General features: G+C 61.4%; 17 protein-coding genes. 10 read left to right on the top strand and 7 right to left on the bottom strand.

The genetic code is table 11. The annotated features are described in order from the left end of the window. Positions 1-11 precede the first annotated feature (11 nt). The 3 genes from scpB to AC07VG_RS06995 all read left to right on the top strand — a co-directional run bounded on the left by scpB (position 12) and on the right by AC07VG_RS06995 (position 4,062). Complete coding sequence (scpB, locus tag AC07VG_RS07005; RefSeq protein ID WP_494999738.1) at positions 12-1,058, top strand: SMC-Scp complex subunit ScpB; 1,047 nt, start codon at positions 12-14, stop codon at positions 1,056-1,058. Between the two features lie 125 nt (positions 1,059-1,183). Further along, on the top strand, positions 1,184-2,389 hold the full coding sequence (rluB, locus tag AC07VG_RS07000; RefSeq protein ID WP_494999739.1) for a 23S rRNA pseudouridine(2605) synthase RluB: 1,206 nt from the start codon (positions 1,184-1,186) through the stop codon (positions 2,387-2,389). Positions 2,390-2,712: 323 nt separating this feature from the next. Next, a complete protein-coding gene (locus AC07VG_RS06995; RefSeq protein ID WP_494999740.1) occupies positions 2,713-4,062 on the top strand; it encodes an MFS transporter in 1,350 nt (449 codons plus the stop codon). Here AC07VG_RS06995 and AC07VG_RS06990 read toward each other — a convergent pair. Then, entirely contained in the window at positions 4,022-5,053 is a 1,032-nt protein-coding gene (locus tag AC07VG_RS06990; protein ID WP_494999741.1) for a helix-turn-helix domain-containing protein, read from the bottom strand. The two genes, AC07VG_RS06995 and AC07VG_RS06990, sit on opposite strands and share 41 nt — an antisense overlap. 244 nt (positions 5,054-5,297) lie before the next feature. Between AC07VG_RS06990 and AC07VG_RS06985 the strand changes: the two genes are divergently transcribed. From AC07VG_RS06985 to arfB, 5 genes are all read left to right on the top strand, one after another. Beyond that, entirely contained in the window at positions 5,298-7,718 is a 2,421-nt protein-coding gene (locus tag AC07VG_RS06985) for an autotransporter outer membrane beta-barrel domain-containing protein (protein ID WP_495020732.1), read from the top strand. A 134-nt stretch (positions 7,719-7,852) separates the two neighbouring features. Continuing rightward, positions 7,853-9,949, top strand: a complete 2,097-nt coding sequence (locus AC07VG_RS06980; protein ID WP_494999743.1) for a tetratricopeptide repeat-containing sulfotransferase family protein — start codon at positions 7,853-7,855, stop codon at positions 9,947-9,949. Further along, complete coding sequence (locus tag AC07VG_RS06975) at positions 9,946-10,800, top strand: alpha/beta hydrolase family protein (RefSeq protein ID WP_495020731.1); 855 nt, start codon at positions 9,946-9,948, stop codon at positions 10,798-10,800. Before AC07VG_RS06980 ends, AC07VG_RS06975 begins: the two co-directional genes overlap by 4 nt. A gap of 500 nt (positions 10,801-11,300) precedes the next feature. After that, the gene (locus AC07VG_RS06970) at positions 11,301-12,713 is read left to right on the top strand and encodes an amino acid permease (protein WP_494999745.1); all 1,413 of its coding nucleotides are present in this window, start codon (positions 11,301-11,303) and stop codon (positions 12,711-12,713) included. Between the two features lie 134 nt (positions 12,714-12,847). Next, entirely contained in the window at positions 12,848-13,261 is a 414-nt protein-coding gene (arfB, locus tag AC07VG_RS06965) for an alternative ribosome rescue aminoacyl-tRNA hydrolase ArfB (protein ID WP_191488724.1), read from the top strand. A gap of 135 nt (positions 13,262-13,396) precedes the next feature. On the opposite strand, the gene AC07VG_RS06960 is transcribed toward arfB, so the two are convergent. The 4 genes from AC07VG_RS06960 to AC07VG_RS06945 form a co-directional block, all read right to left on the bottom strand. Then, complete coding sequence (locus AC07VG_RS06960) at positions 13,397-14,596, bottom strand: MFS transporter (RefSeq protein ID WP_495020730.1); 1,200 nt, start codon at positions 14,594-14,596, stop codon at positions 13,397-13,399. A gap of 168 nt (positions 14,597-14,764) precedes the next feature. Further along, a complete protein-coding gene (locus AC07VG_RS06955) occupies positions 14,765-14,896 on the bottom strand; it encodes a hypothetical protein (RefSeq protein WP_494999747.1) in 132 nt (43 codons plus the stop codon). A gap of 253 nt (positions 14,897-15,149) precedes the next feature. Then, on the bottom strand, positions 15,150-15,464 hold the full coding sequence (locus AC07VG_RS06950; RefSeq protein WP_494999748.1) for a cupredoxin domain-containing protein: 315 nt from the start codon (positions 15,462-15,464) through the stop codon (positions 15,150-15,152). Positions 15,465-15,476: 12 nt separating this feature from the next. After that, entirely contained in the window at positions 15,477-16,448 is a 972-nt protein-coding gene (locus AC07VG_RS06945) for a metallophosphoesterase family protein (RefSeq protein ID WP_494999749.1), read from the bottom strand. Positions 16,449-16,597: 149 nt separating this feature from the next. Between AC07VG_RS06945 and AC07VG_RS06940 the strand changes: the two genes are divergently transcribed. Together AC07VG_RS06940 and AC07VG_RS06935 are read left to right on the top strand one after the other, a co-directional pair. After that, positions 16,598-17,110 carry a sigma-70 family RNA polymerase sigma factor gene (locus AC07VG_RS06940; protein ID WP_494999750.1) on the top strand — a complete coding sequence of 171 codons (513 nt, stop codon included), beginning with the start codon at positions 16,598-16,600 and terminating at the stop codon, positions 17,108-17,110. Further along, entirely contained in the window at positions 17,103-17,870 is a 768-nt protein-coding gene (locus AC07VG_RS06935; RefSeq protein ID WP_494999751.1) for an anti-sigma factor family protein, read from the top strand. The genes AC07VG_RS06940 and AC07VG_RS06935 overlap by 8 nt, the downstream gene beginning before the upstream one ends. A 151-nt stretch (positions 17,871-18,021) precedes the next feature. Here the strand turns inward: AC07VG_RS06935 and AC07VG_RS06930 are convergent, their stop codons facing one another. Continuing rightward, positions 18,022-19,218, bottom strand: a complete 1,197-nt coding sequence (locus AC07VG_RS06930; protein WP_495020729.1) for an amino acid aminotransferase — start codon at positions 19,216-19,218, stop codon at positions 18,022-18,024. Then, positions 19,218-19,574: a 4a-hydroxytetrahydrobiopterin dehydratase gene (locus tag AC07VG_RS06925; protein ID WP_100938979.1), complete on the bottom strand. Its 357-nt coding sequence runs from the start codon at positions 19,572-19,574 to the stop codon at positions 19,218-19,220. Before AC07VG_RS06925 ends, AC07VG_RS06930 begins: the two co-directional genes overlap by 1 nt. Between the last annotated feature and the right edge of the window lie 27 nt (positions 19,575-19,601).

Here is a 19,601-nt window from a genome sequence, read left to right as displayed (position 1 = left end):
GAGCACAATCCATGAACCTGAGTGAACCCCGCGAGCTGGCCCCGCTGCTTGAAGCCTTTCTGTTGGCCTCGGGAAAGCCGCAATCCCTGGAGCGGCTGTTCGAGCTGTTCGAGGAGGGCGAGCGACCCGAGCCGCCGGTCTTCAAGAAAGCCCTGACGATCCTTGCCAAATCCTGCGAAGGCCGGGCGTTCGAACTGCGCGAGGTAGCCTCCGGCTATCGCCTGCAGGTGCGCGAGAAATTCGCCCCCTGGGTCGGGCGGCTGTGGGAAGAGCGTCCGCAGCGTTATTCCCGGGCGATGCTCGAAACCCTGGCGCTGATTGCCTATCGTCAGCCGATTACCCGCGGTGAGATCGAAGATGTGCGTGGTGTGGCGGTCAACAGTCAGATCGTCAAGACCTTGTTGGAACGCGAGTGGATTCGGGTCGTTGGTTACCGCGAGGTGCCGGGCAAACCGGCGATGTTCGCCACCACCAAGGCGTTTCTCGATCACTTCAACCTGAAGAACCTCGATGACCTGCCGCCGCTGGCCGAATTGCGGGAGCTGGAGCCCGAGCCGATGCTCGATGTCGAGGACGCGCCGGTACCCGCGAGCCTGCAGGCCCTGGCCGATGCCAGTATTGATCCGGAGGGTGCCGAGGCGCCGAAGGAGGAGACCAGTTTCCATACCCTGTTGCTGGAGCTTGACTCCATGGAAGAAGGGATCAAGACGGACTTCGATGATTTGCTTCGCGATGGCGCGATGGTGCCAGCGGGCGAGTTGTTGCCTCGGCAACCTGGGCTTGAAGAGGTTGAGCCTGTGGAGCCCGGTGTGGCGGTTGAGGCCGACGAGGTAGTTGAGGCCGACGCAGCGCTGGAAGCAGAGGCGGAAATAGTCGAAGAGCCCGCAGCCCCCGAGGAGGCGGATCGCGTCGGCGCCCAGCAGGCCCGGGAACAGTTGCTCGCGGCGGTCGCGGCCCTGGACAAGGCCGCTGGCCGGCCGCAACTGACGGATGAAGAAGCCGAGGCGCTGGCCCTGGCCGAGGCGATCGAACAGGAACGCCGTCTGCTCGATGATTGATCCGGTGAGTGCATAATGGCCGACATCGGCGTATGATTCGCGCCCCCGCGGCGATCCCTTCGCCCAGGCAACAGATTCAATTTCTTCAGGCCAAGGCCTGAATCGACACACCGGGAGGTGCCCAGATGAGTGATATCAACCAGAAAGACGACCAGGAAATCGGCCCAGCAGGCGAAAAACTGCAGAAGGTCCTCGCCCGTATCGGCGTCGGCTCGCGCCGCGACGTGGAAGGCTGGATCAGCAAAGGCCGAATCAAGGTCAACGGCAAAGACGCCACCCTCGGCCAGCGCGTCGACATGCATGATGCCATCACCATCGATGGCAAGGTGATCAAGCGCGAAGAGGCGTCCGAATCGGTTCGCCGCGTGATCATGTACAACAAACCCGACGGCGAAATCTGCACCCGTGACGACCCGGAAGGCCGTCCGACCGTGTTCGACAAGCTGCCGCGTCCGAAAGAAGGCCGCTGGATCAATATCGGCCGCCTGGACATCAATACCACCGGCCTGCTGATGTTCACCACCGACGGTGAGCTGGCCAACCGCCTGATGCACCCGTCCTACGAAATGGACCGCGAGTACGCGGTACGTGTCCGTGGCGAAGTGGACGAAGAGATGATTGCCCGGCTCAAGGCCGGCGTGATGCTCGAAGACGGCCCGGCGAAGTTCACCGATATCCAGGAAGCACCTGGCGGTGAGGGTTTCAACCACTGGTACCACTGCGTGGTGATGGAAGGCCGTAACCGCGAAGTGCGTCGCCTGTGGGAATCCCAGGGCTTGGTGGTCAGCCGTCTGAAGCGCGTGCGTTTCGGTCCGGTGTTCCTCAATTCCGACCTGCCGATGGGCCGCTGGCGTGAAATGACCCAGTACGAGGTGGATGTCCTCAGTGCCGAGGTCGGCCTGACGCCGGTTGCCATGCCGCAGCTCAATGCCAAGAGCAAGGACAAGCTGGAACGTATGCAGCGCAAGTCCTCCCGTCCGGTGGGCAAGGGCGAGCGTGTGCGGACCCTGCGTCCGGCCGCTGGCGCACCTGCCGAACGCAGCGAGCGCGAGCCGCGGATCGAAGGCGAGCGTCCAGCACGCAAGCCGGCACCGCGTCAGGACGGCGAGCGCGCACCGCGTGCCCCGCGTCCGGCGAGTGGTCGTGGTGAGTCGACACGTGGTACGCCAGTGGCGGATCGCCCGGCGGACACCAAGCGTCCGGCCAAGCCGGCCCCCAAGTCCAGGCGCCCAAGCCTGGTGCTGGACAAGGACGCGCCGTCGGGCAAGCGCCGTGGCGCACCGGCCGGTTCCGGCCAGCGTCCGGGGTTCGGGCGGCGCAAGCCTGAGTAAAGCGCACGCCTGAAACGCCGCAACCTTTGTAGGCGCCGGCTTGCCGGCGATGGCGGCCGATCAGGCGATGCAAGACTCACGGGCCTTATCGCCAGCATGCCCGCAGCCCCATGACCAACCGAGGTCATGGGGCTTTGTTTTTTTGGCGGTGATGTCAATTTGACATTTATTTTCCGTCCGGGTATCCAGGCTGCATCGGTAGCTGATTCGCAAGGGAAGACCGGCATCACCCGGACAATCGCCATACACCCGCACGTATGTTCATGGCAAGGAGGCTGAAGTGAGCATTTTCTGATGTTCAATGCTGTCCAAGGGCAGGGAAAATGCAAAATTCCGCAGTCTCTCCACAGGCTCCAGCGTCATTGATTGAGTTGTCAGCACAGACCCGTGCGCACAACAAGCGCGTGGCCCTCGCCGCCGCTATCGGTAATGGCTTGGCGACTTATGATTTCACGGTCTACAGCTTTTCGGCTGTAGCCATCGGTAAGTTGTTTTTTCCTTCCGACAGCGCATTTGCATCGCTGTTGCTGTCATTGCTCACCTTCGGTGCCGGATTCGCGATGCGTCCGATCGGCGCGTTGTTCATGGGGCAACTGGCCGATCGCAAAGGGCGCAAGGCGGGCCTGACCTGCTCGATTGCGTTGATGACGCTGGGCACCGCGCTGATGGTATTTGCGCCGCCCTATAGCGTTATAGGGCCAGCGGCCACGCTACTGATCGTCGCCGCGCGGCTGCTGCAGGGGTTCGCGGTGGGTGGCGAGATTGGTGTTTCCTCGGTGGTGCTGATGGAGCTGACCGCGCGGAAGAATCGTTGTTATGGGGTCAGCTGGCGTGCGGCGAGCCAGGCTGCCGCCGCGCTGGCAGGGGCTCTGGTCGGTGCCTTTACCACGCTGCTGCTGAGCCCCGAGGCATTGTTCCAGTGGGGCTGGCGCATTCCGTTTGTTGTCGGGCTGTTGATCGGACCGGTCGGCTGGTACCTCCGTCGGCAAATGCCTGACGCGGCGATGAAAAAGCCCCGTCGCCCGGCTATGAAGACACTCCTGGTACGGTACTCGCGGCCGTTCTGGCTAGGCATCCTGTTGATGGCAACACCGACAGCGGGCATTTATATACTGGTGTTTTACATGCCCATCTATCTGGTCGGCACACTGCATATGCCGGCGACCGTCAGCCTGCTATCCGCCTGCTTGTCGAGTACCCTGGTTTTCATCGGCGTGCCACTGCTGGCCCGCATCGCCGACCGGCAGCGCCTGCGCAAGCCGATCCAGTATTTGACGATGATCAGCAGCATTGTGCTGGTTTACCCGGTTTTCCTGCTATTGACGACAGGGATTGGCGAGCCACTCTCATTGCTGCTCATCGGTGGCTATTCGCTGCTGTTGCTGTGTAGCAACGCCGCCACCACGGTGATGATGTTGGAAGCCTTTCCGCGTCATTATCGGGCGACTTCCATTTCGACGATCTACAGCCTGGGAACCCTGATTTTTGGCGGCTTTTGCCCCTTTATCGTGACCTGGATGATCGGCGTGACCGGCAATCCAATGGCGCCTGCCTGGTATCTGTTGGCGGTCATGTGTATCAGTCTGTTTGCACTGATCCTGTTTCCAGACAGCCTTCAACGATTACGTTCGATCAGGTCCGCGAACTATTGTGCAGACGCTGCGCCGCGATGAACCGCAGATCCTGGGGGGCCATTTCGTAGATCCGACGAAAGGCTCGGCTAAAGTCCGAAGCGCTTTTGAAACCCAGTCCATAAGCGATATCCAGCACCGGCAGGTTGGGGAATTTGACCAGCTCATCGGCCGCCTCGCGCAGCCGGCGATTGCGGATATAGGCGCCGAGTCCTCCCTCATGTTCGAACAGGCGATAGAGCGTAGGGCGGGGTAATTGCAAGGCTTTCAACACGCTTTCGGGGGATAGTGAGTCTCGATGGAGGTTGGCCTGAACATAACGTCGGGTTTTGTCGAACATGGCCGCGCGCACCGCGGCACGTGCATTGCCGCTGAGTTTGGTCTGTTTGCCAAGCGCGGCGAGCAGCAGTTGCACACTTACATTGAAGGTGCTGTCCGCTTCACGTGCACTTAGCCTGGGAAGGTTTCTGGAAAACGCCAGCACCTGCTCGATGAACAACTGCATCAAGGGCCCGCTGTTTTCAAACGCTCTGCCGTGGATGGCTTCCGCATGGGGGAAGACTGCATCCACAACCGGCCGGGGCACGACCAAGGTCAGCACCTGGCAAGCGCTACGTTGCATGCGTATCGGCTGATTCAGATCGATGGCAAAAATACTGGCGGTCGAATGCTTTCGACCGCATGACAGACCGCCCCTCCCAACGGAGTCGATCCCGCCCGTGGTGAATACCTGAAAGACATAATCGCGCTGGGTATCCGTGGAGATACGCGCCACTGACCGATCGAGCAGCAGGCTGTCGCTGAGGCAGTTGGTGAAGCGTGCAGGGCCGAAATCGTATCGATCGATGGCCCCCTGGAACGGCAGTTCGACTTGTGCCAATGAAGGCAGCACGTCGATGACATGACTGACCCGCTCCCGCCAGGCCAGCAACTGCCGAGGGACTGACTCACCACTGACATTGAAGTGATGGTGCTGGAGTTCGAGAGCAGGCAATGGACCACCATAAGGCTTTTTGATCGTGGTGCTATCCATCCAATCCTTTCCGCCAAGACCTCAATCGCCACACGTTAGCGCAACGCGGCTCTCAGGTTCAAAAAAAGTTCAAAAACTGAGACGCACGGTCAAGTGCTTCCGGTAACGCCTGGCAAAATGCCAGCAAAAAACCTAGAGCCTAAAAAGCTGCCAGTCAGGTCGTGATTCAGGAGGACGTGCTGTCAGGCATGGTTGATCCCGAAAGTCGCAACGACCCGTTCCTTACAACCGGGGGAAACATCACATGCACTCGTTCAAACACTCACCCTTTCGCACACCTGGCCGCTTGACGGTCCTGGCCATCGCCATTGGGTCGGCATTGGCCGCGGGCCAGGTCAGTGCCGTTGTTCCTTCGGATGGTATTAACAACAGCAGTACGATCCCTACACTGGACAACCCGGTGGGGACCACCCTCCATGGCAACAGTAACGGGGTTCTCAACTCTGGCAGCATCGGGACGCTGAGCAACAGCGGCACTATCTCTGGCGGCAGTGTTGGCATTAACAACACCGGTACCATCACCTCGCTGAACAATAACACTGGCGGCACTATCTCAGCCGGCAGCACTGTTATTCGCAACTCCGGCAGCATCGGGACGCTCAGCAACCGCGGCACCATTGTCGCTGGTAGCTCCTCTGCCATTGGCAACACCCCTAGCGGCAGAATCGGGACACTGAGCAACAGCGGCAGTATCTCCAGTGGCTACAATGGTATTGGTAACTACGGTACCATCACCTCGCTGAACAATGAGACTGGCGGTAGTATCTCTGGTGGCAACGTTGGTATTTACAACTCCGGCAGCATCGGGACACTGAATAACAGCGGCACCATCACGGGTAATCAATTCGCCCTTTACAACATTTCAACCGGGACCCTGGGCACTATTACCAACTCCGGGACCATCGCCGGCGCGATCCGCAATGACGCCACGCAGAGCCTGACGATCAATGGCGGTACAGGCTCGGTGTTCGGCATCCTGACCGGCGCAGGCGTCGGTGGTGTGAGCGCCAGCAACATTGGTCAGATCACCAGTAGTTTCTCGAACCTGGTATTCGGCTCTGGCAACCTGTTGCTCAATGACAACATCAACGTTGCGGGTGACCCTACCCATACGGTGTCTAACCTGGCGGCCACGCTGCAGGTCAATAACACGATCCTTATCAACGGCAACTACACCCAGGGCAGCGACGCCAGCCTGATCCTCGGCGTGGCCAACAATGCCGTGACCACCGGTAATATCAACACCGACGCAGGCTACGGGCGCCTGGTGGTGTCCGGCAGCGCGAACATCGCCTCGGGTTCGACGATCGGCCTGAAGACGCTGGGCAGCTATGGTTTTGCCCAAGGCCAACGCTACGTGGTGATTCAAGCCAATTCCACGGGGACGAACTACAACGCCGACAGCCTGCACTACACGGTTGCGGGTTTTAACGCAGCAGGCACCAGTGTGGCCGATGGTGCCAATGCCGACTTGTTGGTGACGTTGGGGACGGCTTCTTCAGGGTCCACGCCGATCAATCAGGCCTCCAGCGCCAACAGCAACGCCCCCCTGACCGGGCTGTTCAATTACAGCGGTGTCGATGCCGGTCTGATGAACCTGTTCAACGCCGCCGCGGCCCTCGACTCTTCGGCCGCCGGCAACCACGCCGGGGCGCAGTTGAGCCCGACCGCGAACAGCAGTGCCGCCACCCAGGCGTCCACCGCCTCCACCGTGCAAGTCCTCAATGTCGCCGCGGCGCACCTCGATGGGTTGCGCACCGCACAGAACGACAGCGCCGGCAGCGGTGTGGCCACCGGTGAAAGCGCCCGCAACACCGGGCTCTGGGGTCAGGCCTTCGGTGGCAGTTCGCGCCTGGGCGAGCGCGACGATATTGCCGGCTACCACGCCCGCTACAGCGGCTTCCTGCTGGGCGCCGATGCCGCGCTCAACGACAGCTGGCGCGCCGGCGGCCTGTTCAGCTACACCAAGACCACGGTGAACAACGACGGCGACAACAGCGGCAGTTCCGCCGACGTGAAGTCCTACGGTCTGTTCGGTTATGCCAGCTACCAGGGCCAGCCGTGGTATCTGGACCTGTCGCTGGGTGCCATCCAGCATCAGTACGATACCCAGCGTGAAATCAGCTTCAGCGGTTTCAATGGTGCGGCTAAAGGCCAACACGATGGCATGCAGTACATTGCCTCGGCACAAGCCGGCTACCCTATCGACCTCGGCGCCTCGATGGCCAACGTCATCCTGACACCGATTGCCGGCTTGACCTACAGCACCTTGCGCCAGGACAGCTACACCGAAAGCGGCGGCAATGGCGCGGCGCTGCACCTGGACGCCAGCAATTCCAACTCGCTGAAAAGCGACCTCGGCGCCAAGCTGGAACGTTCCTTCGCCACGTCCTACGGCAGCGTAGTGCCTTCGGCGCAACTGACCTGGCGGCATGAGTACCACGACAACGGCCTGCAATCGGTCGCCAACTACGCCGCCGATACCTCGGGCGCCACCAGCTTCACCAGCGCGGGGGCGAAACCGGTCGCCGACACCGGGGTGTTGGCACTGGGCGTGACCCTGCTGCGCAGCGAAAACCTCAGCCTGTCGGCGAAGTACACCCTGGAGGCGGCGAGTGGTTACACCGCCAATACCGGTGATGTGCAGGTGCGCTGGACCTTCTGATCCGTTAAATTGTGCTGATCGGATAACGCCCATTGTTCAGTGATGAACAATGGGCGTTTATCTTTCGGTCGGCAGCGGATAAGAACCAAAACCCGTTGCACAACAGTTTCCACTCTCTATTTATAAGGTTCCGTATGAGCGGTACACCGACAGACTCCGGTACCCCACAACTGACATTTGCCGAAGCCATGACGCTGGCCCATCAACACTGGAACGCGGGTCAGGCACAGCAGGCCGAGCAACTGTGTCAGCGCATCGTGGCGAAATGGCCACAATCGAGCGATGCCCTGCATTTGCTCGGGCTGATTGCCCACGCCACGGGGCGGCCGCAGTTGGCCATCAGCTACCTGCGCCAGGCCTGCCTGATACAGAGCGCACCGGCGGTCTACTTCAGTAACCTGGCCGAAATGTGCCGACAACAAGGCTTGCTGGTGGAGGCCGAACAGGCCGGTCGCCAGGCCGTTGCGCTGGATCCCGCGCTGGTGGATGCCTGGAGCAACCTGGGGATCATCCTGCAGGAAAGCGGCAAGCTGAACGACAGCCTCGAATGTTTGACACGCGTCGTGACCCTGCGCCCCGAGGCGCCACAAGCCCACAACAATCTGGCCAATACCTATCGCCGCCTGGATCGACCGGACCGTGCCGAGTGGCATTACAAACAGGCGTTGACCCTCGACCCGAATTACGCCGAGGTATACAGCAACCTGTCTTTCTTGCTGAGTTCACAAGGGCATTTCGACGATGCGGTGGCGGCCGGACGACGGGCCATCGAACTCAACCCCCGGCTGATCGATGCGTACCTGAATATCGCCGAAGCCGAAACGCAGCGCTTGCACCACGGCGATGCGTTGCACTGGTTGAATACCCTGCACAGCTTCGCCCCCCAGCATGTCGGCGGTCTTACCGCGCGCGCCGAGGTCTTGAAAAAGGGCGGACTCCTCGACGAGGCCCTGAACTGCGCCCGGCAAGCGCTGGCATTGGCGCCCAACGACGCCAGTGTCCACAACGCCATGGGCAATGCGCTACAGGCCGTCGGTCTGCACGATCAGGCCCTGGCGCATTTCGACCAGGCGGCGTCATTACCCGGCTCGGTGACCGAAGAAGCACTGATTGCGCGGGCCGTACTGCTCCTGGAAGTGGGTCGCAAGGAAGAGGCCGCGGTGGCCTTTGAACAGGTATTGAGGGCCTTTCCGGGGTCGATCCGGGCGCTGACCGGTCGCTCGGACAGCAAAACCTTCAAGGCCGACGATGCCGATATCGCGCTCATGGAGGCCGGGCTGGTGCGCGGGGAGGGCCTGTCACTGGCCGATAAGCTGGGAGCCCACTTCGCCCTGAGCAAGGCGTATCTCGACACGGGTGATTCCGTGCAAGCCTTCCATCATCTGGATCAGGCAAACCGACTCAAGCGTTCTACCTTCAGCTTTGACTCCCACGCCACGCAGCAGTGGATGCAGCGCATCGCCGAGGTCTTCAGCCAGTCTTTTCAGACTGCGCACCAAGGGCAGGGCGTGGCATCGTCGCTGCCAGTCTTCATCGTCGGCATGCCGCGCTCCGGCACCACCCTGGTCGAGCAGATCCTGGCCTCCCATCCGCAAGTGCAAGGCGCGGGCGAGCTCTCGTCGTTACGCCTGGCGGTGGAAAACCAGGGGGCTTTCCCGCAAAGCCTGCTCAACTGCTCAGCGCAGGACCTGGCCAGGATCGGTCATGACTATCTTCAGCGTATCAAGCCCCTGGCCGACGGTCGGGATCGCCTGGTCGACAAGATGCCGGCCAACTTTATCTATGCCGGCCTGATTCCGTTGATCCTGCCCGGCGCACGGATCATTCACTGTCGTCGCGACCCGGTCGATACCTGCCTGTCCTGTTACAGCAAGCAATTCAGCGGTGAGCAGCTGTTCAGCTACGACCAGAGCGAATTGGGGCATTTCTATCGTGACTACCAAGCCCTGATGGCTCACTGGCGCCAATGGCTACCCGCTGAATCCTTTATTGAAGTGGACTACGAAGCGGTGGTTGACGATCTGGAAGGACAGGCGAAGCGCTTGATCGACTTCATTGACCTGCCCTGGGACGAGGCCTGCCTGGATTTCCACAAGACCCAACGTGTGGTGCGTACCGCGAGCGTCAATCAGGTGCGCCAGCCCCTCTACAAAACCTCGAAAGGTCGCTGGCGCGCGCATGCCGAACAACTTGGGCCGCTGCTGGCGGCGCTGGGAATGACTGCGTCATGAGGGATTCAAGTGCGCGCTGGCCGCGGTCGGCCGTGTTTGTCAGTGTGTGCCTGATGGCGGCAATGCTCGCAGGCTGCGCCGATCCGAACCGGCATGCCGACGCCATGGCGCAGAGCGGTCACTTGCAGCATGGAGAGTTCAAGGCCGAGGGGTTCTTGCTGACCAGTTTCTTCCGGATAACCCGACCTGACTTGCCTCTGAGCGTGTATATCGAGGGCGACGGCATGGCCTGGCGCTCGCGTACCGTCCCGTCGGAAAATCCGACACCGCATCAGGCCGAGGGCCTGGCGTTGGCGGCGGCGGACCCGGCGGCCAACGTCGTGTACCTGGCACGCCCCTGTCAATTCACGCCGCTGGCGCTCAACCCGCGCTGTGATAAAGCCTACTGGACCCAAAAGCGCTTTGCCGAGGAAGTGGTCGTGGCCATGAACCAGGCCGTGACGCACTATGCCGCCCAAGTACCGGGGCAGCGTATCCAGCTGATTGGTTACTCCGGTGGTGGTGCCCTGGCGGTATTGATTGCGGCCAGGCGTAGCGATGTCGCCTCGTTGCGTACCGTGGCCGGCAACCTTGATCATGCCGAAGTCAATCGCCTGCATCACGTGTCGGCGATGCCGGAGTCGCTCAATGCCATCGACGTTGCGCGCCAGGTCGCGTCTATCCCGCAGCTACATTTCAGCGGTGCCGATGACAGCGTCGTTCCCGATGTGATCGCGCAACGTTTTGTCAGCGCCACGGCCGGTGTCTGCGCGCAGCGCCAAATCGTGCCGGGAATGAGCCATGAAAGTGATTGGGCCAGGCTCTGGCCGACACTGCTCAAAACCCCGCTCCCATGTGCCACGCCCCCTTAGGTCTACCGGCTGATGGTCGAGTCCTTCCAGGGCTGGGTGGCGGGCGAGTTCACCTGCCAAAGCCCGAGCTAAACAGGCCGTTTGTCCATTTTCGAACAGGGCTGTGCACGGCTTTCTTGGCAAGAAAACGTGACAGTTTGTCAGGAAAATCTGACGATCTGGACAGCAAAGGCGCCTATAAACACCAGGTTTGCGCTGGCGTAAGGAATAGTTGCCGAGAGGCTCTATAGGATTTTTCTTTGTCGCGAAAACGCCCCTTGTCCTCCCGCGCCAGGGACGGTGAGATGCGCGGATGCCTGCCAGTGGCGGTCTGGCGGTGTACAATGCGCGGCGTTTTACCTGTGACTCAACTGCGTACCCGCGCATTTTTGTGGCTTTCGACGGTGGCCTTGCGATGCCCCGAAGGCCCATGCACTCAAGGCTACCCGCCTTGTTCACTCCATCGCGTCACAAGCGCGATGGGTTCGATTTCGTCACAGATAAAAACAAACAGGTGACGCATGACCCCTGATACACCCCTTGCTTCGGGCGAGCTTAAACGCGGCCTGAAAAATCGTCATATCCAATTGATTGCCCTCGGTGGCGCCATCGGTACCGGCCTGTTTCTGGGCTCGGCCGGGGTGCTGAAATCCGCCGGTCCGTCGATGATCCTCGGCTACGCCATCTGCGGTTTTATCGCCTTCATGATCATGCGCCAGTTGGGCGAAATGATCGTCGAGGAACCGGTTGCCGGCTCGTTCAGCCACTTTGCCCACAAGTACTGGGGCGGTTTCGCCGGCTTTCTGTCGGGCTGGAACTGCTGGATCCTCTACATCCTGGTGGGCATGTCGGAGCTGACCGCGGTCGGCAAGTACATTCACTACTGGTGGCCCGATGTGCCGACCTGGGTCTCGGCGGCGGCGTTCTTCGTCTTGATCAATGTAATCAACCTGGCCAACGTCAAGGTCTTCGGCGAGGCGGAATTCTGGTTCGCGATTATCAAGGTGGTGGCAATCGTCGGCATGATTGCCCTGGGCAGCTACCTGCTGGTCAGCGGCCACGGCGGTCCGCAGGCCTCGGTCAGCAACCTGTGGGAACACGGCGGGTTCTTCCCCAATGGCGTCAGTGGCCTGGTGATGGCCATGGCGATCATCATGTTTTCCTTCGGTGGCCTGGAAATGCTCGGTTTTACCGCCGCTGAAGCTGACAAGCCGAAAACCGTGATTCCCAAGGCGATCAACCAGGTGATCTACCGGATCCTGATTTTCTACATCGGCGCCCTGGTGATCCTGTTGTCGCTGACCCCTTGGGACAGCCTGCTGAGCACGCTCAACGCCTCGGGCGACGCCTACAGCGGCAGCCCGTTCGTCCAGGTGTTCTCGATGCTCGGTAGCAACACCGCGGCGCATATCCTCAACTTCGTGGTGCTGACGGCGGCGCTGTCGGTGTACAACAGCGGCACCTACTGCAACAGCCGCATGCTGCTGGGCATGGCCGAGCAGGGCGATGCGCCGAAGGCGCTGGCCAAGATCGACAAACGCGGCGTGCCGGTGCGCTCGATCCTGGCCTCGGCGTTGGTGACCTTTATCGCGGTGCTGATGAACTACCTGATGCCGCAACAGGCCCTGGAATTGCTGATGTCCCTGGTGGTGGCGACCCTGGTGATCAACTGGGCGATGATCAGCTACTCGCACTTCAAGTTCCGCCAGCACATGGATCGGACCCAACAGCGCCCGCTGTTCAAGGCCCTGTGGTACCCCTATGGCAACTATGTGTGCCTGGCGTTCGTGGTGTTCATCCTTGGCGTCATGCTGCTGATTCCGGGCATCCAGGTCTCGGTGTACGCGATTCCGGTTTGGGTGGCGTTCATGTGGGTCTGCTACGGCATCAAGAATCGGCGCAGTACCCAGCAGGCGCTGCTGGCGGTGAAGTAGGTTTCATATCCGTTGCAAGAACAGACCCGGCGGCCGCCGGGTCTGTTGTTTCTGCACGGTTGGGGCGTGGGCGAACCGGCTCGCCGCAGTGCAGATCAGGTATCCTGAACACCCTGATGTCGGACGCTTTTCAAATGCTGGTGATTTCCAACAATGTGCATCTGCCCGATGCCGAGATCGAGTGGACGGCCATTCGCGCCCAAGGCGCGGGTGGGCAGAATGTCAACAAGGTCTCCAGCGCGGTGCACCTGCGTTTCGATATTCCGGCTTCGTCCCTGCCGCCGTTCTACAAGGAGCGCCTGCTGGCCCTGCGCGACAGTCGCATCACCAGCGAAGGGGTGATCGTGATCAAGGCCCAGCAATACCGGACGCAGGAGCAGAACCGCAGCGATGCCCTGGAGCGCCTGGTCGAGCTGATCCTCAGTGCCACCAAGGTGGAGAAGAAACGCCGCCCGACCAAGCCGACCCTCGGCTCGAAGAAGCGCCGTCTGGAAGGCAAGTCCCAGCGCGGTGCGATCAAGGCCGGACGCGGCAAGATCGATTTCTAGATCCTGTCACGTTCCTTGTAGGAGCCCAGCTTGCTGGCGATGGCGGCCGGATGATCAATGCAAGCCTCAAGGGCCTCATCGCCAGCAAGCTGGCTCCTACAGGGGTTATGGCGTTCTTGAGATTACGAGCAGTTCTCAGGTCTTGTCGCGTGCCGCTCGCTGTTTCGGTGCCTGCCGGTAGAGATAAAGACTCAGCAGCAACCCGGAAAACGACGCCAGGGCGGCGAACAGGAAAATCGAGGCAAAGCCCAGGCCCGCCGCAATTGCCCCGGCCAAGGGCCCGGTAATGCCCAGCGACAGGTCGATGAACAACGAGTAGGCACCCACCGCCGCACCGCGGCTGGAGGCGGGCACCAGGTTCACCGCCTCCACCCCCAGCGCCGGGAACACCAGCGAGAAACCGAACCCGCTCAACGCCGCCCCGGCCAATGCCCAGTGGGCGTCCGGCGCCAGCCACAACAGCAGCAGCCCCAGGGTTTCCACCGACAGGCAGGCGATCGCCACGCGAAAGCCGCCGAGCCGATTGATCAGGTTGCCGAACAGCAGTCGCGCACCGATAAAACTGGCGCCGAACAGGCTCAGGCAGAGCACCGCGTTGGCCCAGTGCTGGGTGGCGTAATACAGGGTGATAAAGGTCGCGATGGTGCCGAAGCCGATGGAGCCCAGGGCCAGGCCGGTGCCATGCGGCAGCACGCGGCCGAGCACATGGAGGAAGGGCAGGCGCTCGCCGGCGACAATCGGTGCCGCCTGTTTCGGCCAGGCCAGCAACAGCCCCAGCGCGGCCAGCAGCAGGATGCTCACCCCCATGCTCCACAGGCCGAGCTGACCAACCAGCCATACCCCCAACGGCGCACCGATGGCCAGCGCGCCGTAGCTGGCGATGCCGTTCCAGGAAATTACCTTGGCGGTGTTCGTCGCACCGACCCGGCCGATGCCCCAGCCGATGGAGCCGGAGCCCACCAGGCTTTCCGCGCTGCCCAGGACCAGGCGGCCGATAAACAGGCTGGTCAGGCTCAGCAACGGCAGGCTTTGCAGGAAACTCGACAGCAGCATGAACACGCCACTCAGGCCGCAGCCGGCCAGGCCGATCATCACCGCGCGCTTGCTGCCCTGGTTATCGATGACCCGACTGGCGTAGGGACGGCTCAACAGGGTCGCCAGGTACTGGACGCTGATCACCAGCCCGGCGATCACCGTGCCGAAGCCCAGGTCACTGTGGACATAGCCCGGCAGCACGGCCAGGGGAATGCCGATGTTCAGGTAACCGATAAAGGTAAACAGGACAATGGAAACGACTTGCAGCGTGACCGCCAGGGGGCGCTGTGTATCTGACATGGACAAGAACCACCGTTGCCGCGGAGAAGAAAGATAGGAGGCTTATGATAACGGCGTGGGGTGGGTTGCAGGGGAGTTAAATCGAAAAAAGCTCGGGAGGGGCGAATATATCCGGCGGCGTGAAAAACACCAGGGAACGGGCTTTCACGCGACCGGTCGGGCAAGCGTTCAGTCTTCGCTGTCGGCCTTGAGGCTGTCTGCGGCCTCGTTGTTTACCGGCTGCTGGGCAGCGGTTTGTGGCGGGTTTTTCTGCTCAGTCTCGTGCAGGCTTGGGAAGGGGAAGTTGGGTATCTCATGCATCGTCGTCGCTCCTCGCAAGGTCTGTTTTTTAAATCGCTGGGTAGATCCGCGCTTTTAAAAAAGCCTGGGCAGGATACAGCAGTGAAAATGACAGAAAGACTTTTTCGCCCCGTGTTCGACTGCCATTCGTCAGGGCAGGTACTTTGGCAACGTGGAATGCGAATCCTGTAGGAGCCGGCTTGCCGGCGATGAGGCCGGCAAGTCTTGCATCGATCTTGCGGACGCCATCGCCGACAAGTCGACTCCTACACGGTCAAGGGGTGACGATGATTTTCCCAATCATCTGCGGATGTAGGGCACAGAAATACTCATAGGTGCCCGCGGTCTTGAACTCATAGGAAAAACTGTCGTTGGTGTCCAGCGCGGCCGAGCGGAACAGCTTGTGGGTTTCGGCCACCGTATGGGGGATCTGGTCGTCGTTGACCCAGGTGACCTTGGTACCGAGCGCGACCGTCACGTCCTTGGGCCCGAACATGAATTCCTTGATATCGATTTTCACATCTTGCGCCCACACCGGGATCGAGACCGTCAGGCAAACCAGCGCCAGTCCGTGCAAAAGTCTTTTCATTCACCTGTTCTCCTAAATCAATGTCGAGTCAATCAATGCCAACGGGTGATCGCCTTGTGTCGCGCGGACATCGGTGATCCCCAGGTAATTACGCAACTGATCGGCGGCCACCGTCATCGGCCCCGGTGACGGCGCCGCACCCGGTGCTGGTTGTGGGTAGGCGGTACCGCGTGCGGTGTGAAAGGTGATATTGCCTTCGACCTTCTGGATCACCTGGTGGATATGCCCGTTGAGCACGGTCACCGAACCGTATTTGCGCAGCAGGGCAATGGCCTGGTCGCCGTCCTCGGTGCCCCAGCCCCAGGGTTGGTAGATGGTCCACAGCGGAATATGGGTGAACACCACGATCGGCGTGCTCGTCGCCACCGCCCGCAGGTCATCGGCCAGCCAGGCGATCTGCTCGGCGCCGAGGTTGGCTTCATGGCCGGCCTGGAAGTTGAAGACGTTGACCAGCGCGATGAAGTGCACGCCATGGTCGTCGAAGCTGTACCAGCCGTTACCCTTGGTGCCCTTGCCGTAACGCTGCAGATAGAGTTGGCCGCCTCCCTCGTCGAGGGTATCGTGCTCGCCCGGCACGTAGTGCACGGTCGCGGGCAGGGCCTTGAGCAGTTGCGCGGCGGTGTCGAATTCCTCCGGCTTGCTGAGGTGGGTGATATCGCCGGTGTGGAGGATCAGCGCCGGCCGCTTGGGCAGCGCGATGACCTTGTCGATGGCCACTTGCAAGGTCTTCACCGGTTCGGGGTTGGCTTCCTTGTTGAAGCCGATATGCGAATCGCTGATTTGCACGAAGTGAAAATTCGCGGCCAGCGCGGCCGGATCGGTGGGCTGGCCATTCTGGTCCAGGGCAAAGGCCCGCGGAATACCGCCGCTCAGGGCCCAGAGGACCCCCGCGCCGGCCCAGGCCGAGCATTTGAGCAGGGTCCGGCGGTCGGGGTCGAGTGGGCCGTCGGTACGTTTGTCGTGGGGTGTTGGGTGCAGGTCCATGGGAACGCCCTCGCTGGCGGTCTACAGTGATTGAGCTCACATCTGTAAAACCGGGCGACGCGGGGCTTTATTCCAGGAAAATAAAAAAAATCTTCCGGGAATAAAACCAGTGCTTTCACCGTTATAGGGACAAAGGTATCGGAGCCACTATGAAGCGATTCGAGGCGCTGTTTGCGCCGCATCTGGATGCGGCCTATAACCTCGCGCGCTGGCTCACCGACAGTGAGAGCGCCGCGCAGGATGTGGTCCAGGAAAGTGCCTTCAGGGCGTTCAAGTTTCAGCACCGTTTCATCGACGGCAATGCCAAGGCCTGGTTCCTGACCATTGTCCGCAATGAAAGCTACAACTGGCTCAAGGCCTCGATGGGGTCGCGCTGGGTGGCCCTCGACGAAGAGTGGTTGCAGGACGACCCGGCGCTGGCCGATGGGTGCACGCCGGAGTCGCAGATCATTCGGGCCCAGCAGGCCGCCCAGGTCCGGTTGGCATTGCTGGCGTTGGCGCCGGTGTTCCGTGAAGTGATTGTCCTGAAGGAGTTGGAAGACATGCCCTACAAGGACATAGCGAAAATCGTCGATATTCCCTTGGGCACCGTCATGTCACGGCTGGCCCGGGCACGCGCGATGCTCAAGCGCGAACTGCTGAAGTTGCACCCTTATGAATGACCTCGACTGCAAGACCTGTAATGAATTGATCCATGGCTATCTTGACCATGAACTGGACGCCGCGACCGCGGCGCGAGTGGCCGGGCACCTGGCGGGTTGCGCCGAGTGCGCGCGGCTGCACGAGCAGACTCGTCAACTGATCGGCGACGTCAAGATGCAGGCTCCCTATTACCGCGCACCCGAGGCCTTGAGCCGGGGCCTGTTGAGCGCTGTCTCGGCGCGTCCCTCGGCGGGCAGCGGTTTCATTCAGGGCTTGCGGGCACTATCGGGGCGCTGGTGGGCGCCAGTGTTTTCAACCCTGGTGTTGAGCCTGGCACTGATGCTCTACGTGGTGACGCCGTCCGCCGAGCAACCCTGGCTGGATGAGGCGGTGTCCAGTCATGTGCGTTCGTTGATGGCCGAGCATTTGAACGATGTGGTGTCGTCCGACCGGCATACGGTGAAACCCTGGTTTACCGGCAAGCTCGACTTTGCGCCACCGGTCTTCGACTATGCGGCGCAGGGCTATCCGCTGCTGGGTGGTCGTTTGGATTATCTGCAACACCAGACCGCCGCCGCGCTGGCGTATCGGCATGCCAAGCACACCATCAATCTGTTTATCCTGCCGACGGCCGAGGCTGATCGGGCTCGGGAGAGCCTGTCGCTGCGGGGCTACAACGTGGTGTCGTGGCGACGCGATCACCTGCGCTTCATCCTGGTCTCGGACCTGGAGAGGGGCGAGCTCGAGGCGTTCGGGCAGTTGATCGAGAAGGGCGTGTGAGTGTGGCGCGGGGCTTTGTGCGTTCAGCAAGCCTGGTTTGATCGCGAGGACTGTAGGAGCGAGCTTGCTCGCGATGGACGTCAACGATGACGCGGAGAGCCTGATGCCTCGCGGCGCCTGGGCTACCATCGCGAGCAAGCTCGCTCCTACATTAGTCCTTGCAGACCGCGGCAATCGCCTGCGCCAGCGCATCCAGGCGCGTCGCGTCGATACCGGCGACATTGGCCCGGCCGGAGCTGACCATATACACGCTGTGCTCGTCGCGCAGACGTTTGACCTGGGCCGGTGACAGGCCGGTGTAAGAGAACATGCCGCGCTGCACGCCAATATGCGCGAAGCGCTCGGCCAGTCCATGGGGCTGCAGTGCTTCCACCAGGCCGCTGCGCAGTTGCGCAATACGCAAACGCATGGCTTCCACTTCATCGGCCCACAGGCTCTTCAACTCGGGGTCGCCGAGAATGCTGGTAACCACCGCCGCGCCGTGATCCGGTGGGTTGGACCACAGGTTGCGGGCCACCGCCGCCAGTTGGCTGCGCACATCCAGCAGTTTCTCGGCGTCGCCGGTGCAGACGATCAGCGCGCCGGTACGCTCGCGGTACAAGCCGAAATTCTTCGAACAGGAACTGGTGATCAGCACTTCCGGCAGTTCCCGGGCAAACAACCGCGCCGCCCAGGCATCCTGCTCCACGCCATCGCCGAAGCCCTGGTAGGCAAAGTCGATCAGCGGCAGCAGTTCGCGGCGGCGGACGATGTCCAGCACCTTGTACCAGTCGTCGTGGGACAGGTCGAAACCGGTCGGGTTGTGGCAGCAGGCGTGCAGCAGCACCACGTCACCCTGCGGTACCTGTTCCAGGGCGGCGAGCATGCCCTCGACATTCAGGCGGTTGTCGCTGTCGACGTAAGGGTAGTGACTGATCTTCAAGCCGGCGGCGGCGAAGATGGTCTCGTGGATCGGCCAGGTCGGATCGCTGAGCCAGATGCCCCGGCCCGGCAGACAGTGGGCGATGAAGTCGGCGCTCAGGCGCAAGGCGCCGGTGCCACCCGGGGTCTGGGTCGCACCGACACGCTGGGCGGCGATCAGCGGTGAGTCGGCGCCCAGCACCAGCTCGTTGAGCAGGCTGCCGAAGCGCAGGTCGCCATGCCCACCGATATAGGACTTGCTCCGTTGTTCGTCCACCAACCGCTGTTCGGCCAGCTTGACCGATTGCAGGATCGGGGTCAGGCCCTGGGCATCCTTGTAGACGCCAACGCCCAGGTCGAACTTGCGCGGATTGGGGTCCTGGGCATAAGCCTCCAGCAACCCGAGAATCGGGTCGCCGGGTACACGCGCAATGGCGTCGAAATGCATTATTTACGGCCCTCGGCGGCGTGGCTGACCTCGTCGGTGCGTGCCGCCATGATGAAATCGTTACGGTGCAGGCCCTTGATCGAATGGCTCCACCAGGTGACGGTGACTTTGCCCCATTCGGTCAGCAGACCCGGGTGATGGCCTTCGGCTTCGGAAATCTCGCCGACGGCATTGGTGAAGGCCAGGGCGAACTTGAAGTTCTTGAACAGGAAGACCTTCTCCAGTTGCATGATGCCGTCCCGCACTTCGATGTTCCAGTCCGGAATCTGTTTGATCAGCAGCGGCAGTTCTTCGTCGCTGACCTGGGGGGCGTCGGCACGGCAGGCTTCGCAGTGGGCTTGGTTCAAGGTGTTCATGGTGGATTCCTGAAATGGTTTTTTTAT

It is taken from the genome of Pseudomonas sp. GW821-FHT03C07, assembly GCF_059420925.1.
The sequence above is the reverse complement of the archived record's forward strand: the minus strand, read 5'-3'. Positions and strand labels throughout refer to the sequence as shown.

Excerpts from the sequence above, each read along its gene's own strand:
- scpB (WP_494999738.1), top strand. The coding sequence starts at position 12 with ATGAACCTGAGTGAACCCCGCGAGCTGGCCCCGCTGCTTGAAGCCTTT.
- rluB (WP_494999739.1), top strand. The coding sequence starts at position 1,184 with ATGAGTGATATCAACCAGAAAGACGACCAGGAAATCGGCCCAGCAGGC.
- AC07VG_RS06995 (WP_494999740.1), top strand. The coding sequence starts at position 2,713 with ATGCAAAATTCCGCAGTCTCTCCACAGGCTCCAGCGTCATTGATTGAG.
- AC07VG_RS06990 (WP_494999741.1), bottom strand. The coding sequence starts at position 5,053 with ATGGATAGCACCACGATCAAAAAGCCTTATGGTGGTCCATTGCCTGCT.
- AC07VG_RS06985 (WP_495020732.1), top strand. The coding sequence starts at position 5,298 with ATGCACTCGTTCAAACACTCACCCTTTCGCACACCTGGCCGCTTGACG.
- AC07VG_RS06980 (WP_494999743.1), top strand. The coding sequence starts at position 7,853 with ATGAGCGGTACACCGACAGACTCCGGTACCCCACAACTGACATTTGCC.
- AC07VG_RS06975 (WP_495020731.1), top strand. The coding sequence starts at position 9,946 with ATGAGGGATTCAAGTGCGCGCTGGCCGCGGTCGGCCGTGTTTGTCAGT.
- AC07VG_RS06970 (WP_494999745.1), top strand. The coding sequence starts at position 11,301 with ATGACCCCTGATACACCCCTTGCTTCGGGCGAGCTTAAACGCGGCCTG.
- arfB (WP_191488724.1), top strand. The coding sequence starts at position 12,848 with ATGCTGGTGATTTCCAACAATGTGCATCTGCCCGATGCCGAGATCGAG.
- AC07VG_RS06960 (WP_495020730.1), bottom strand. The coding sequence starts at position 14,596 with ATGTCAGATACACAGCGCCCCCTGGCGGTCACGCTGCAAGTCGTTTCC.
- AC07VG_RS06955 (WP_494999747.1), bottom strand. The coding sequence starts at position 14,896 with ATGCATGAGATACCCAACTTCCCCTTCCCAAGCCTGCACGAGACTGAG.
- AC07VG_RS06950 (WP_494999748.1), bottom strand. The coding sequence starts at position 15,464 with ATGAAAAGACTTTTGCACGGACTGGCGCTGGTTTGCCTGACGGTCTCG.
- AC07VG_RS06945 (WP_494999749.1), bottom strand. The coding sequence starts at position 16,448 with ATGGACCTGCACCCAACACCCCACGACAAACGTACCGACGGCCCACTC.
- AC07VG_RS06940 (WP_494999750.1), top strand. The coding sequence starts at position 16,598 with ATGAAGCGATTCGAGGCGCTGTTTGCGCCGCATCTGGATGCGGCCTAT.
- AC07VG_RS06935 (WP_494999751.1), top strand. The coding sequence starts at position 17,103 with ATGAATGACCTCGACTGCAAGACCTGTAATGAATTGATCCATGGCTAT.
- AC07VG_RS06930 (WP_495020729.1), bottom strand. The coding sequence starts at position 19,218 with ATGCATTTCGACGCCATTGCGCGTGTACCCGGCGACCCGATTCTCGGG.
- AC07VG_RS06925 (WP_100938979.1), bottom strand. The coding sequence starts at position 19,574 with ATGAACACCTTGAACCAAGCCCACTGCGAAGCCTGCCGTGCCGACGCC.